Annotated in this window: 11 protein-coding genes; 2 read left to right on the forward strand and 9 right to left on the reverse strand. The window is 69.1% G+C overall.

What is annotated here, in order from left to right; translation table 11 throughout:
* Window positions 1-247: 247 nt before the first annotated feature.
* The 7 genes from EAO79_RS17060 to EAO79_RS17090 all read right to left on the reverse strand — a co-directional run bounded on the left by EAO79_RS17060 (window position 248) and on the right by EAO79_RS17090 (window position 9,292).
* Window positions 248-1,540, reverse strand: a complete 1,293-nt coding sequence (locus tag EAO79_RS17060) for a thymidine phosphorylase (protein ID WP_124769710.1) — start codon at window positions 1,538-1,540, stop codon at window positions 248-250.
* Window positions 1,537-1,956, reverse strand: a complete 420-nt coding sequence (locus tag EAO79_RS17065; protein ID WP_079707329.1) for a cytidine deaminase — start codon at window positions 1,954-1,956, stop codon at window positions 1,537-1,539. Before EAO79_RS17065 ends, EAO79_RS17060 begins: the two co-directional genes overlap by 4 nt.
* Window positions 1,957-1,958: 2 nt before the next feature.
* Complete coding sequence (locus tag EAO79_RS17070) at window positions 1,959-3,260, reverse strand: ABC transporter permease (RefSeq protein WP_079707330.1); 1,302 nt, start codon at window positions 3,258-3,260, stop codon at window positions 1,959-1,961.
* A complete protein-coding gene (locus EAO79_RS17075; protein ID WP_124769711.1) occupies window positions 3,257-4,543 on the reverse strand; it encodes an ABC transporter permease in 1,287 nt (428 codons plus the stop codon). The genes EAO79_RS17070 and EAO79_RS17075 overlap by 4 nt, the downstream gene beginning before the upstream one ends.
* Entirely contained in the window at window positions 4,540-6,054 is a 1,515-nt protein-coding gene (locus EAO79_RS17080) for an ABC transporter ATP-binding protein (RefSeq protein ID WP_124769712.1), read from the reverse strand. Before EAO79_RS17080 ends, EAO79_RS17075 begins: the two co-directional genes overlap by 4 nt.
* A gap of 140 nt (window positions 6,055-6,194) precedes the next feature.
* Window positions 6,195-7,301, reverse strand: coding sequence for a BMP family protein (locus tag EAO79_RS17085; protein ID WP_124769713.1), 1,107 nt, complete (start codon window positions 7,299-7,301; stop codon window positions 6,195-6,197).
* Window positions 7,302-7,597: 296 nt separating this feature from the next.
* Window positions 7,598-9,292 (reverse strand): ABC-F family ATP-binding cassette domain-containing protein, encoded by a 1,695-nt coding sequence (locus tag EAO79_RS17090; RefSeq protein ID WP_124769714.1) that lies wholly within the window; start codon window positions 9,290-9,292, stop codon window positions 7,598-7,600.
* 275 nt (window positions 9,293-9,567) lie between these two features.
* Here EAO79_RS17090 and EAO79_RS17095 point away from each other — a divergent pair, with 275 nt between their 5' ends.
* Entirely contained in the window at window positions 9,568-10,569 is a 1,002-nt protein-coding gene (locus tag EAO79_RS17095) for a hypothetical protein (RefSeq protein ID WP_124769715.1), read from the forward strand.
* A gap of 40 nt (window positions 10,570-10,609) precedes the next feature.
* On the opposite strand, the gene EAO79_RS17100 is transcribed toward EAO79_RS17095, so the two are convergent.
* Complete coding sequence (locus EAO79_RS17100; RefSeq protein ID WP_079707335.1) at window positions 10,610-11,098, reverse strand: hypothetical protein; 489 nt, start codon at window positions 11,096-11,098, stop codon at window positions 10,610-10,612.
* 13 nt (window positions 11,099-11,111) lie between these two features.
* Window positions 11,112-12,227 carry a mannose-1-phosphate guanylyltransferase gene (locus EAO79_RS17105; RefSeq protein ID WP_064294827.1) on the reverse strand — a complete coding sequence of 372 codons (1,116 nt, stop codon included), beginning with the start codon at window positions 12,225-12,227 and terminating at the stop codon, window positions 11,112-11,114.
* 107 nt (window positions 12,228-12,334) lie between these two features.
* Between EAO79_RS17105 and corA the strand changes: the two genes are divergently transcribed.
* The gene (gene corA, locus EAO79_RS17110; protein WP_071262530.1) at window positions 12,335-13,459 is read left to right on the forward strand and encodes a magnesium/cobalt transporter CorA; all 1,125 of its coding nucleotides are present in this window, start codon (window positions 12,335-12,337) and stop codon (window positions 13,457-13,459) included.
* Window positions 13,460-13,517: the final 58 nt, after the last annotated feature.

Consider the following 13,517-nt stretch of genomic DNA (forward strand, 5'->3'; position numbering starts at 1 on the left):
GTTCGGATCCCGTGGAAGGGAGCACCAAGCGCTGGGTTCCGGAGCTGGCGGGGAGTGAACCCGGCGCGCACTGCCGACTGAGCGGGCTTCGGCCCGGCCATGATCGGGATCGAGGATCGGAAGGTCATCCTTCGATCGTGCCGCCGGCAGGAGCTTCCCCCGTCGTTCTCCACAGGTCGCGTACTCAGGTGAGGCAACTCGTCGTCCGGAACGGCGATGGACGACGAGTTGCCTCATCTCAACGGACTCAGGCCTCGATGCGAGCCCGGACGATGGGGCCGCGCGGGGGCGCGGTGTCCTCGATCGTGTACGCACCGTCGAGGGCCTTGAGCGCCCGCGGGAAGCGTGCTGCATCGTCGGCGCTCAGCGTGAAGAGCGGCTGTCCGGCCCGGACCTCGTCGCCCGGCTTCGCGTGCAGGTCGATGCCCGCCGCGTGGATGACCGGGTCCTGCTGCCTGGCCCGACCGGCACCGAGGCGCCAGGCCGCGATGCCGAACGGCAGTGCCTCCTGCGTCGCCAGCACGCCGTTGCGCGACGCCGTGACGACGTGGGTCTCCTTGGCGACCGGCAGCGGTGCGTCCGGGTCGCCGTCCTGTGCGCGGATCATGCGCTTCCAGACGTCCATGGCCCGACCGTCCGCGAGGGCGCCCTCGACGTCAGCGTCCGGCTGCCCGGCGAGCGTCAGCATCTCCCGCGCCAGGGCGAGGGTCAGCTCGACGACGTCCGCCGGACCGCCACCCGCGAGGACCTCGACGGACTCGCGGACCTCGTTCGCGTTGCCGATCGCGAGGCCGAGCGGGACGTTCATGTCCGTCAACAGTGCTGTCGTCGCCACACCGGCGTCCGTCCCGAGCGCGACCATCGTGCGCGCCAGTTCCTCGGCGCGCTCGTAGTCCTGCATGAACGCGCCGGAGCCGAACTTGACGTCGAGGACGAGCGCCCCGGTGCCTTCGGCGATCTTCTTCGACATGATGCTCGACGCGATGAGCGGGATCGCCTCGACCGTGCCCGTCGTGTCGCGCAGGGCGTACAGACGTTTGTCGGCCGGGGCGAGACCGGAGCCGGCGGCGCAGATGACCGCGCCGACGTCCGCCAGCTGCGCCATCATCTCGTCGTTCGTCAACGCCGCACGCCAGCCGGGGATGCTCTCGAGCTTGTCGAGCGTCCCACCCGTGTGCCCGAGCCCGCGGCCCGACAGCTGCGGCACCGCGACGCCGAAGACGGCGACGAGCGGGGCGAGCGGCAGGGTGATCTTGTCGCCCACGCCGCCCGTCGAGTGCTTGTCCGAGGTCGGCTTGTCGAGCGATGCGAAGCTCATCCGCTCGCCACTCGCGATCATCGCCATCGTGAGGTCGCGGATCTCGCGCCGCTCCATGCCGTTCAGCAGGATCGCCATCGCGAGCGCCGACATCTGCTCGTCGGCGACATAGCCGCGGGTGAAGGCGTCGATCAGCCAGTCGATCTGCGGCGTCGACAGCTCGCCGCGGTCGCGCTTCGTGCGGATGAGGTCGACGACGTCGAATGCTTCTACGGAACTCATGCGTGGTACTCCTCGAGTTGACGGGGTCCGAAGGCGTCCGGCAGGACCTCGTCGATGGTGCGGATGCCGGAGACGGTGTCGAGCAGCATGCCCGCCGTCGAGTGCTCGTACAGCAGCTGTCGGCACCGGCCGCACGGCATGAGGCGTTCGCCCTTGCCGTCGACGCAGGCGAACGCCACGAGGCGTCCTCCGCCCGACATGTGGAGGGCGGAGACGAGCGCGCACTCCGCGCACAGCGTCAGGCCGTAGCTGGCGTTCTCGACGTTGCAGCCGGAGATGATCCGGCCGTCGTCGACGAGGGCAGCCGCGCCGACCGGGAACCGGCTGTAGGGCACGTAGGCGTGACCCATCGCCTCCCGGGCCGCGGTGTGCAGCGCTTCCCAGTCGATGGGCGGCGTGGTCGTCGTGTCGCTCACGATCAGCCCTTCACGTAGGGCTTGCCTGCGGCTGCCGGTCCGCGGGAGATGCCGACGAGTCCGGCGACCGCGAAGATCGTCACCACGTACGGGAGCATGAGCATGAACGCGCTCGGCACCGGGGAGCCGATGGCACTCAACGCGAACTGCAGGTTCTGCGTGAAGCCGAACAGCAGCGCGGCGAGCGTCGCCTTGAGCGGGTCCCAGCGTCCGAAGATGACCGCTGCGAGCGCGATGTAGCCGGCACCCGCCGTCATCTCCTTGTTGAACGCACCGACCGAGCCGAGGGTGAAGTACGCCCCACCGAGGCCGACGATCGCGCCCGCGAGCGCGACGTTCCAGAATCGCGTCCGGTTCACGTTGATGCCGACGGTGTCGGCCGCCTGCGGGTGCTCACCCACGGCGCGGAGGCGGAGGCCCCAGCGCGTGTAGAACAGGCAGAAGAAGACCACGGCCACGGCGATGTACATCAGGTAGATGATGATCGTCTGGCGGAACAGCACGGGCCCGATGAGCGGGATCTCGCTGAGGATCGGGATGTTGATCCGGGGGAACTTCGGCGGGCTGTTGAAGAGCGCCTCGTTCTTCGTGAGTACCTGCGAGTACAGGAAGCTCGTGAGTCCGACGACGAGGACGTTGAGCACCACACCGACGATGACCTGGTCGACGAGGTACTTGATCGAGAACGCCGCGAGCAGGAAGCTCACGAGCGTGCCGGCGATCATCGCCGCGACGAGCCCGAGGAAGGCGTTCCCCGTCACCGAGGCGACGAAGGCGGACGAGAACGCGCCGGCGAGCAGCTGGCCCTCGATCGCGATGTTCACGACGCCGACCCGCTCGGAGATGACGCCGCCGAGCGCACCGAAGATGAGCGGGACGCTCAGGGCGACCGTGCCGAGCAGGAGCCCGGTGATCGGGATCGCCTTGCCCGCGGCGGCCCACGACAGGAACCCGACCATGAACAGCACACCGAACACGGTGATGAGCCAGAGCGGGACCTTCTTGCCCGTCGTGACGAGGTACGCGCTCAGTGCCGTGATGGCGGCCAGGAGGATCGTGACGACGATGCCGGTGACCGTGGACGGGAGCACGACCGTCGGCAGCTGGATGACGTCGCCGTCGCTGGAGAGCCGGAACGTGCTGTTGCCGTCGCGGTGCCAGATGACGAACAACAGGAACGCGATGACGGTGAAGATCCCGAACGCGATCGGGGCCTTCCAGCTCCGGACGACGACCGTCTCGAGGACGATCGGGGCGTCGGGAGCCGGCTGCGGCGTCTGCTTGTCGAGCGTGAATCCACTCATGCGGACACCTCCTTCTTGGCGGAGCGACGCGTTCGGCGCGTCGAACCGTCGGGCTTCGGCAGGAAGAAGATCGCCCGCACGAGCGGCGGAGCCGCGATGAACAGCACGATGAGTGCCTGGAGGACGAGCACGATGTCGATCGGCACGTTGACGCCCTGGGTGGCCTGCATGGAGTACCCGCCGGCCTTCAGTGCACCGAACAGGATGCCGGCGATGAGGATGCCGCCCGGCCGGCTGCGTCCGAGGAGCGCGACGGTGATGGCGTCGAAGCCGATGCCGGCGTCGATGCCGTTGTCGAACCCAGAGGTCACCGTTCCGAGCACCTGCGAGACGCCGGCGAGACCGATCAGTCCGCCGGACAGGAGCATGGCGTACACGTAGGTGTTCTTCACGTCGATACCCGCGACGCGCGCGGCGTTCGGGTTCTCACCGACCGCGCGGAAGCGGAAGCCGATCGAGGAACGACTGAACAACCACCACACGAACACGACCGCGAGGATCGCGATGAGGAAACCGGCGTGCAGGTTGTAGCGGTCACCGAGGAGCTTGGGCAGGACGGCGTTCTCCGCCATCCCCGCGCTCTTCGGCACGTTCGACCCGGGAGCCTGCAGCAGCCCCTGCGTGGAGAGCATGAAGGTGATGAGGTAGAACGCGACGTAGTTGAGCATGATCGTGATGATCACCTCGTGCGCGCCGGTGCGGGCCTTCAGGACGCCGACGATGCCGCCCCAGAACGCGCCACCGATGATGCCGGCGGCGATCGCGACGAGCAGGTGCACCACGGGCGGGAGGTCGAGCGTGAAGCCGACCCATCCGGCGCAGGCGGCGGCGATGAGCATCTGACCGCGTCCACCGATGTTGAACATGCCGACCCGGAACGCCAGGCCGACACCGAGTCCGGCGAGGATCAGCGGGGTCGCGAAGGTCAGCGTCTCCGTCAGCGGGCGGATGCCGTTCAGGAAGTCGGGGCGCTTGAAGTTGTAGATCGACCCCTGGAAGAGCGCGCCGTACGCACCGGTCGCCGACTGCCAGACCGCCGCGATCGTGTCGCCCGGGCGTGCGAAGAAGTACCCGGCGGCGGTGTGGACCTTCGGATCGGTCAGCGCGATGAGGATCGCACCGACGACCATCGCCAGGACGACGGCGAGGATCGAGATGACGATGCTCGAGTTGAGGATCTCGGCGAGCACCTTGTTCGAGCGCGGCTGGGTCGTGTCGGGCTTCGCCTCACCCGGTGCCACCGGCTGGACCGTTCCGGGCGGGGTGTGGGACGTCTCGCTCATGCTGCTGCTCCTGCCGGGAGTTCTCCGGCCATCATGAGGCCGAGGACCTCTCTGGGGGTCGATGCCGGGACGATCCCGACGATGCCGCCGCGGTACATGACGGCGATGCGGTCGGCGAGCGCGACGACCTCGTCGAGCTCGGTCGACACGACGATGACGGGGATGCCGGCGTCGCGCGTGGCGACGATGCGCTTGTGCACGAACTCGATCGAGCCGACGTCGATCCCGCGGGTCGGCTGTGCGGCGACGAACAGCCGCAGCTCACGGCTGAGCTCACGGGCGAGGACGACCTTCTGCTGGTTGCCGCCCGACAGGGAGCCGGCCGGCGACTCGATGCCCTGCGACCGGACGTCGAACTCCTGCGACTTCTCGCGGGCGAACTCGTCGCGGAATCCGCGCTGGACGTTGCCGCCCTTCACGAAGGGTGCACCCGTCGATCGGTCCAGCATGAGGTTCTCGGCGATGGTGAACTGTTTGACGAGCCCGTCCTCGGATCGGTCCTCCGGCACGAAGCCGACGCCGGCGTCGAGCACCTTGCGCGGGGTGGACCCGACGAGTTCGACACCGTCGAGCTTGATGCTGCCCTTGGTGTGCGGCTGCAGCCCGAGGATCGCCTCGGTGAGCTCGGTCTGCCCGTTCCCCTGGACGCCGGCGATGGCGAGCACCTCGCCCTCGCGCACCTCGAAGCTGACGCCGTTGACGACGAGCTGGCCGAGGTGGTCGACGACGGACAGGTCGTGCACGGTGAAGGTGGTGTCGCCGAGGTTCGGCGCCTCCTTGTGGACCGTGAGTTCGACGGGACGCCCGACCATGAGGGACGCCAGCTCGGCGTTCGTCGCGGTGGGCGAGGCCTCGCCGACGACCTTGCCGAGTCGGATGACGGTGATGCGGTCGGCGACTTCGCGGACCTCGCGCAGCTTGTGGGTGATGAAGACGATGGACGTGCCCTCGTCCTTCAGCTGCTTCATGATCGCCATGAGCTCGTCCGTCTCCTGCGGGGTGAGCACGGCGGTGGGCTCGTCGAAGACGAGGACGTTGGCGTTGCGGGAGAGCGCCTTGACGATCTCGACGCGCTGCTGCACTCCGACCGGGAGGTCGCCGACGATGGCGTCCGGGTCGAGGCTGAAGCCGAACCGCTCGGAGATGTCGATGACGAGCTTGCGGGCCGCTGCGACGTCGAGGCGGCCACCGCCCTTGGTCTGCTCGTGGCCGAGCATGACGTTCTCGGCGACGGTGAAGACGGGGATGAGCATGAAGTGCTGGTGCACCATGCCGATGCCGGCGCCCATGGCGTCGCCGGGGCCCTGGAAGTGTTGGACGACGTCGTCCAGGAGGATCTCGCCCTCGTCGGCCTGATACAGGCCGTACAGGACGTTCATGAGGGTGGACTTGCCGGCACCGTTCTCGCCGAGGAGACAGTGGATCTCCCCCGGTTCGACGGTGAGGTCGATGTGGTCGTTGGCGGTGAGTGCGCCGAACCGTTTGGTGATGCCGCGGAGCTCGAGCTTCATGGGTCCCAATCTAGTCACGTGTCGGATGTCGGCACAGGCGGTCGGGATCGCCGTCCGGCCGTGCCGCGAACAAAGCGGGGGGAGGTCGCGGATCGCGACCTCCCCCCGGAGTCCCGGGCGAGGGCCCGGGTGAAGAGGGACTACTTGACGGGCGAGGAGACCGAGGTCGCCTTGATGGAACCGTCGATGATGCCAGCCTTGATCGTGTCGAGCTCGTCGGCCAGGGTCGGGGAGACCTTGGACTCGAAGTCGTGGAACGGCGCGAGGCCGACGCCCTCGTTCTCGAGGGTGCCGATGTACGCAGCTGCGTCGAACTTGCCGCCACCGGCCTCGGTCACGGTGTCGGCGACGCCGGCCTTCATGCCCTTGAGGATGGAGGTCAGGAACAGGCCCTTGTTCTCGGAGTTGGTCTCGTACAGGTCGGCGTCGACACCGATCATGGCGATGTCCTTACCGGTCTCCTGGATCTCGGCGATCGCGCTCAGGAAGATCGGGCCACCGACCGGAAGGAGCACGTCGGCGTTCTGGTCGATGAGTGTGCGGGCGAGCTGCTTGGCGGTGTCGTTCGCCTCGAAGCCACCGGTGAAGGAACCGGTCTGAGCGGCGACGTCCCAACCGACGACCTGGACGCTCTTGCCCTTCTGCTCGTTGTAGTACGCGACGCCCTCGGCGAAGCCGTCCATGAAGATCTGGACGGACGGGAAGGGCTGGCCGCCGAAGGTGCCGACGACGCCGGTCTTCGAGTAGTCGGCCGCTGCGTAGCCCGCGAGGAATGCGGCCTGGACGGTGTCGAACAGGATCGGCTTGATGTTCGGGGCGTCGACCTTGCCGTCGAAGTCGTTGTCGGCCGCGTCGTCGATGATCGCGTAGTCGACGTCCGGGTTCGCGAGTGCCGCGTCGACCGTGTCGGCGGAGAGGGCGAAGCCGACGCTGACGATGAGCGAGCAGCCCTGGTCGGCCAGGCTCTGCAGGTTCGGCTTGTAGTCGTCGGCCTTGTCGGACTGGACGGTGATCGGCTCGACGCCGAGCTCCTTCGCCGCCTCGGTCAGACCCTCGTAGCCGAGCTGGTTGAACGACTTGTCGGTGAAGCCACCGGCGTCGGAGACCATGCACGGGAGGAAGTCGGATGCGGCACCGGTCGAGTCGCCGTCGCCGGTGCTGGGAGCCGATGCGCAGCCGGCGAGCAGTGCCATGAGACCGACGCCGGCGATTGCGCCCGCAGCGGCCTTCCGAGTTGAGATTGCCAAGGTAGCCTCCAAGATGCAGCCCCGCGGGTCACGGGGCGTATGGGGTTACGTTACCCAATACGACGACTGCCGGACGGACGATCCCGGCTTCGCGACCGAAGCGTTACAGAACGGTGGCACCGGCGTCATGCGCCGGAAACACGCGGATGCGCAGACGCGCATCGCCGGGCCGTGATGCTGCGCACGTGAGCGCGGAGCGACCCCGCCGGCGGTCGCCTTGCGCTCCGGGTAGTTGCGGTTCCCACCTGGGCACCGAGCGCGGCTCGGTGCCCAGGCAGAACCGACCGGGATCCCGGTCAGCGGCGGTCGAGCATCAGGGTGTCGCCGCTCCAGCGCCGACGGAGCCATCGGTCGTGGCTCGCGATGACGACCGCGCCCGGATAGTCGCCGAGGGCGTCCTCGAGCTCCGTCGCAAGCGTGAGCGACAGGTGGTTCGTCGGCTCGTCCAGGAGGAACAGGTGCGGAGGCCGCGCGATGATCAGCGCCAGGGCCAGACGGCGCTGCTGCCCGACGGAGAGCTGGCCGATCGGGCGGTCGAGGTCGCGAAGCCCCAGGAGCCCGAGACCCGCGAGCGGGGTGCGCGCTGCACGGGCCTCGCCGAGCGCCCGGTCGTAGACCTCCCGAGGTGATCGCTCCGCATCCGGGAACGCGACGTCCTGCTCGAGGAGCCCCACGCGGAGCCCCTTCCGTCGGAGAAGGGTCCCCGCATCGAGGCGCAGCGACCCGGCGAGCACCGCCAGGAGCGTCGACTTCCCCGAGCCGTTCGCCCCGGTGACCAGCACCCGCGACCGGGGCGCCAGCTGCAGGCGTTCGAGGTGCAGCCGGCCGTCCACGCGGGCGTCGGCGAGGTCGAGCAGTTGCTCCCCCTCGTCGAGGACCGTCGATCCGCTCGGGATCCCTGCGAACGAGAGCTGGCGAGGCGGGCGCCGCACCTGCTCGCGCTCGAGGACCTCGAGTCGGAGCTGCGCGTTCCGCACCCGCCGACTGATCTGCTGCTCGACGCGGTCGCCGCGCATGCCGAAGGCCATGCGGTTGTTGTCGCGGATGCCCCGATCGTGGTTGATCCGCGGGGCGACGTCGTGCACCGCGGACGCGAGGCGGCGCAGTTCGGCCTGCTCCTCTTCATGACGCGCCGACCAGCGATCGAGTTCCGCTGCCTTCCAGTCGAGGTACTCGCTGAACGGCCCGCCGAACTCCACGACGGGTGACGCCTCGCCGACGGGGACGGGGCGGGACGGATCGATGTCGACGAGCCCCGTCGCCACCTCGTCGAGGAAGGCGCGGTCATGGCTCGCGAAGAGCACCGGACCCGGCCATTCCGACAGGTGGCCGCGGAGGAACGCGACCGCCTCGTCGTCCAGATGGTTGGTCGGCTCGTCGAGCAGCAGTGCGGTCGGTCTCGCGACGAGGAGCGCGGCGAGGGCGAAGCGGGATCGCTGTCCCCCGCTCACCTCACCGAGTCGTCGCGACCGTTCGATCGCGGCGATGCCGAGGCCGTCGACGACCGCGTCCAACCGGGCGTCCGCCGTCCAGACGTCGGCGCGTTCCGCCGCATCGAGCGCGGCGGCATACCGCTGCTCGGCGGAACCGTCACCGGCGGAACCCGTCTCACCGAGTGCCGCCGCCGACGTCTCGAGCTCCTGCTCGACGGCGCGGACCTCGCCGAGCGCCTGCTCCAGCAACTCGCCGACCGTCGTGTCCTCCGGGAGCTCGAGTTCCTGCATGAGGATGCCGGTGCGCACCGGGCGGACGGCCTCGCCGTCGTCCGGCTCGTCGATCCCGGCGAGGATGCGCAGCAGCGTGGACTTCCCCGCGCCGTTCTCGCCGATCAGGCCGAGACGATCCCCGGCCGACACGACGAGGCCGACGTCGCGCAACACGACGCGGACGCCGTAGGAGCGGGTGACGCCGTCGGCGCGGAGCTGCTGGATGTCGATGGATCGCCCGAACCTCGAAGCGGTGCGGCGGTGGACTGGTGTTGCTTGGGTCATGGGTGCTCGCATGGAGGCCCCTTTCGAGATGGGGCACGCCGCGTACGGTCGTCGTCCGACACGTCAGGAGTGAGCGCTGGGCTCGAACTCCTGGGCGGACCTGGAAGCGTCTGGCGTACCTCGATGGATTCCCGCCGGGCACATCACGTTCGTGATGGTCTGCCGCAGGCGCGGGACGTCGATTCGCTCAGTTCTTCACAGTGACCTCAGGCTATCCGTCGGTCGTCGGCCGCCGCAAGCCCTGCACGTCACCGGTCCCGATTAGGCTGGTCGTCATGCGTGCTCCGTCGGTCCCCTCGCCCGCGCGGCGTCGCCGTGCGCACCGATCGACCGCGGCCTCGCTGCTCGCCGCGCTCGGTGTCGGTGCGCTCGTCGCACTCGGCGCACTGCCGACCACACCGGCGACCGCGGCAGCTGCGAGCTCGCAGCTGAGCCGGACGCAGACGACACCGACGCCCACCCCGAGTCCCTCGCCGACCACGCCCTCGACGGCGAGCCCGAAGCCGACGAAGCCGGCTCCCAGCAAGCCTGCCCAGCCGGCGCCGCCCACGGTCCGCGGCACGGACTTCGACCCGGGCGAGATCATCAGCGACGCGAACTTCTACGACGCGAACGCCATGAGCGAGGCGGACGTCCAGGCGTTCTTCGCCTCCCAGCCCTGTACCCCGAAAGACGGCGTGCCGTGCCTGGCGGACTTCCGTGCCAGCACCGAGTCCGTCCCGGCGGCCGAGCCCGGGCACTGCGAGGCCTACCGCGGCGCCGTGAACGAGTCGGCGGCGAGGATCGTCGCGAAGGTCGCCCACGCGTGCGGGATCAACCCCAAGGTGCTGCTCGTCCTCATGCAGAAGGAGCAGTCGCTCATCACCGGGCCGAGCGAGTACGGCTACGCGCGCGCCATGGGTTGGGGCTGCCCCGACACCGGCCCGAACTTCAGCGCGAGCTGCGACGCGGATTACTTCGGGTTCCAGAACCAGGTCTACCGTTCCGCATGGCAGTTCCGGCAGTACACGCTGTACCCGCTCAACGTGCCCGGTGAGTCCTATCAGCGGGCGTATCACCTGGGATCGGTCTACATCCAGTACAGCCCCGACGCGGCCTGCGGCGGTACCCAGGTCGACATCCGCAACCAGGCGACGGCGAACCTCTACCTCTACACGCCGTACCAACCGAACGCCGCGGCCCTCGCGAACGTCTCGGGCACTGGCGACGCCTGCAGTGCCTACGGCAACCGCAACTTCTGGCGGCTCTACACGGAGTGGTTCGGCCCCGCGGTCTGATCGCCCGGTTCGCTCTCCCAAGGATGGGCGAACGAACGGGTCATTCGCCGATGAGCAGCGCGACGCGGTCGTCGAGGTAGGCGTCGAGCGGGGTGAGCCCGAGGTCGTGCCCGGCCCAGCGGAGCATGACCGTGTCGTCGACGAGTCGCAGCGGGCCTGACCCTTCCCGGAGTGACGCCTCGTCCAGCGCGAGCTCGACGACCTCGAAGTTCACGACGTCGCCCTCGGCGAACGGGCCGCGGTGGGCCGCCTGCTGCGCGATCCGACGGTGCTCGACCTCCGAGGAGCGGTGGTTGAACCACTTCGGCTCCACGGCCCGAGTGGATTCGGCGGCGGTGAAGAGGCGACCGTCGGCCGAGAGCAGGACGACCCCGAGGCGCCACGCCCGGCCGATCGGCCGCAGCGCGGGCGCCCGCTTCACGAGCGGGAGTCCGCGGGGTGTGTAGACCTCCGCCAGGGCCTCGTCACGCACGCCTGCGGCTTGGAGACGCGCGCCCGCCTGCAGGAGCAGCTCGCGCAGCGCGGTCACCGTCGGTCGCCGATCAGAGGACGTCGTCGCGACCGGACAACTTGAGGGCGTCCACGACGCTCTTCACCCGCTGCGCGTTGGCGCTCGTGGTGACGAGCAGGGCGTCCGGGGTGTCGACGACGACGATGTCCTGCACGCCGATGAGGCTGATGACCCGACCGGTCTGGCTGACGACGATGCCGCTGGAGGCGTCCGACAGCACCCGCGCGTTCTCGCCGAGGATGGCGAGGTCGGACTTGCGCCCCCCGGAGTTGAGCTTGGCGAGCGAGGCGAAGTCGCCCACGTCGTCCCAGTCGAAGTGCGCCGGCACGACGGCCATGCGACCGGCGGCCGCGGCGGGCTCAGCCACGGAGTAGTCGATCGCGATCTTCTCGAGCGCCGGCCAGACGCGGTCGACGACCGGGCCACGGGCCGCCGCGTCGTCCCAGACCTCGGCGAGTTCGAGGAGGCCCGCCAGGAGTTCGGGCTTCTGCCGACCGATCTCCTCGAGGAGGACGTCGGCCCGCGAGATGAACATCCCGGCGTTCCAGAGGTGCTCGCCGCTCGAGACGTACCGCTTGGCCGTGGCGAGGTCGGGCTTCTCGACGAAGGAGTCGACCAGCATGACCCCTTCGGCCCCGCGGATGCCGAGGTCGCGGGCGCTCTTGATGTAGCCGAAGCCGATGGCGGGCTCCGTGGGCTGGATGCCGATCGTGACGATGTAGCGCTCCTCGGCGGCCGTGACGGCCTGGGCGACCGCGGCGCGGAACAGGCGGTCGCCGCGGATCACGTGGTCGGCGGCGAACGAGCCGACGATGACGTCGGGTTCGCGACGGACGAGGATCGCTGCGGCGAGCCCGATCGCGGCGGTCGAGTCGCGCGGCTCGCTCTCGAGGACCACGTTGGCGTCGGCGAGGTCGGGCAGCTGCTGTTCGACGGCCGCGCGGTGCGCACGCCCGGTGACGACCATGATGCGCTGGTCGCCGGCGATCGGCGCGAGGCGGTCCCAGGTGGCGCGCAACAGCGTGCTGCCGGAGCCGGTGAGGTCGTGCAGGAACTTGGGTGCGTCGGCTCGCGAGAGCGGCCAGAGACGACTGCCGATGCCGCCGGCCGGGATCACTGCGTAGAAGCGTTCGAGGGGCGTGGTCATCCCCCGAGCGTACCGCCAGGCTCCAGCCTGAGGACGACGGCACGGAAGCGTCATCTGACGGGTTTACGATGAGCGCCAGATCGAGCACGAGAAAGAACGGTACGAGCATGGCTGGACGCAACGTCCTCGGGATCCCGATCCCGTCCTTCGGCAGCAAGCAGGCTCCCCCGGTCCCCGTCGGTCCGCCGGACGCAGCGGACCTGGACGGCCGGAACAGCATCGTCAACGCCTGCATCTACCGCCACGGTTCCCGCAGCTCGACGCTCACCTCACTCGAGGACACCTTCCGCGCGCTCCATGAGACCCCGGACGGCGTCGCGTGGATCGGGCTCTACCGGCCCGACGCCGGCGAGCTCGGCGTCCTGGCTGCGGAGTTCGGTCTCCACCCGCTCGCCGTCGAGGACGCCATCACCGCGCACCAGCGGCCGAAGATCGAGCGGTACGACGACGTCCTGTTCGTCGTCCTCCGGGCCGCCAACTACGTCGACGAGACCGAGACCGTCGAGTTCGGCGAGCTGCACGTCTTCGTCGGTCCGAACTTCGTCATCACCCTCCGGCACGCCGAGTCCCCCGACCTGTCGCACGTCCGGGCGCGGATGGAGCAGGAGCACGAACTCCTCGCCTACGGTCCGCAGGCGATCCTGTACGCCATCATCGACGCCGTCGTCGACGGCTACGGTCCGGTGGTCGCCGGGCTCTCGAACGACATCGACGAGATCGAGGAGCAGGTATTCGTCGGCGAGTCCCAGGTGTCCCGCCGTATCTACCAACTCTCCCGCGAGGTCATCGCCTTCGAGCGGGCGACGCACCCGCTCAGCGACGTGATGCTGTCGCTCGAGCAGGGCAGCGCGAAGTACGGGGTCGCCGACGAACTGCAACGTGGCCTCCGCGACGTCGCCGACCACCTCACGAGCGTCAACCAGCGGATCGACGCCTACCGGGAGCTGTTGCGCGACATCCTGACCGTGAACAGCACCCTCGTCGGGCAACGCCAGAACGAGGAGATGGCGAAGATGACCGAGGCGAGCCTCAAGCAGGGCGACGAGGTGAAGAAGATCTCCTCCTGGGCCGCCATCCTGTTCGGCCCCAGTCTCATCGCGGGGATCTACGGCATGAACTTCACCCACATGCCGGAGTTGTCGTGGTGGTTCGGCTACCCGATGGCGCTCGCGCTCATGGCCACCACGAGCGTCATCCTCTACAAGGTGTTCAAGCGACGGAACTGGTTGTGAACACCCGGTGTCGCCCGGTCGTCGCGCAGATGTCCGGCCTCTCTCGACGTCGAGACAG

Origin of the sequence: Plantibacter sp. PA-3-X8 (assembly GCF_003856975.1) — a bacterium.
In the GTDB taxonomy this organism is placed as follows: Bacteria; Actinomycetota; Actinomycetes; order Actinomycetales; family Microbacteriaceae; genus Plantibacter; species Plantibacter auratus.

Coding starts and splice junctions, on each gene's coding strand:
- EAO79_RS17060 (WP_124769710.1), bottom strand. CDS start 1,540: ATGAGTTCCGTAGAAGCATTCGACGTCGTCGACCTCATCCGCACGAAG.
- EAO79_RS17070 (WP_079707330.1), bottom strand. CDS start 3,260: ATGAGTGGATTCACGCTCGACAAGCAGACGCCGCAGCCGGCTCCCGAC.
- EAO79_RS17075 (WP_124769711.1), bottom strand. CDS start 4,543: ATGAGCGAGACGTCCCACACCCCGCCCGGAACGGTCCAGCCGGTGGCA.
- EAO79_RS17080 (WP_124769712.1), bottom strand. CDS start 6,054: ATGAAGCTCGAGCTCCGCGGCATCACCAAACGGTTCGGCGCACTCACC.
- EAO79_RS17090 (WP_124769714.1), bottom strand. CDS start 9,292: ATGACCCAAGCAACACCAGTCCACCGCCGCACCGCTTCGAGGTTCGGG.
- EAO79_RS17095 (WP_124769715.1), top strand. CDS start 9,568: ATGCGTGCTCCGTCGGTCCCCTCGCCCGCGCGGCGTCGCCGTGCGCAC.
- EAO79_RS17105 (WP_064294827.1), bottom strand. CDS start 12,227: ATGACCACGCCCCTCGAACGCTTCTACGCAGTGATCCCGGCCGGCGGC.
- corA (WP_071262530.1), top strand. CDS start 12,335: ATGGCTGGACGCAACGTCCTCGGGATCCCGATCCCGTCCTTCGGCAGC.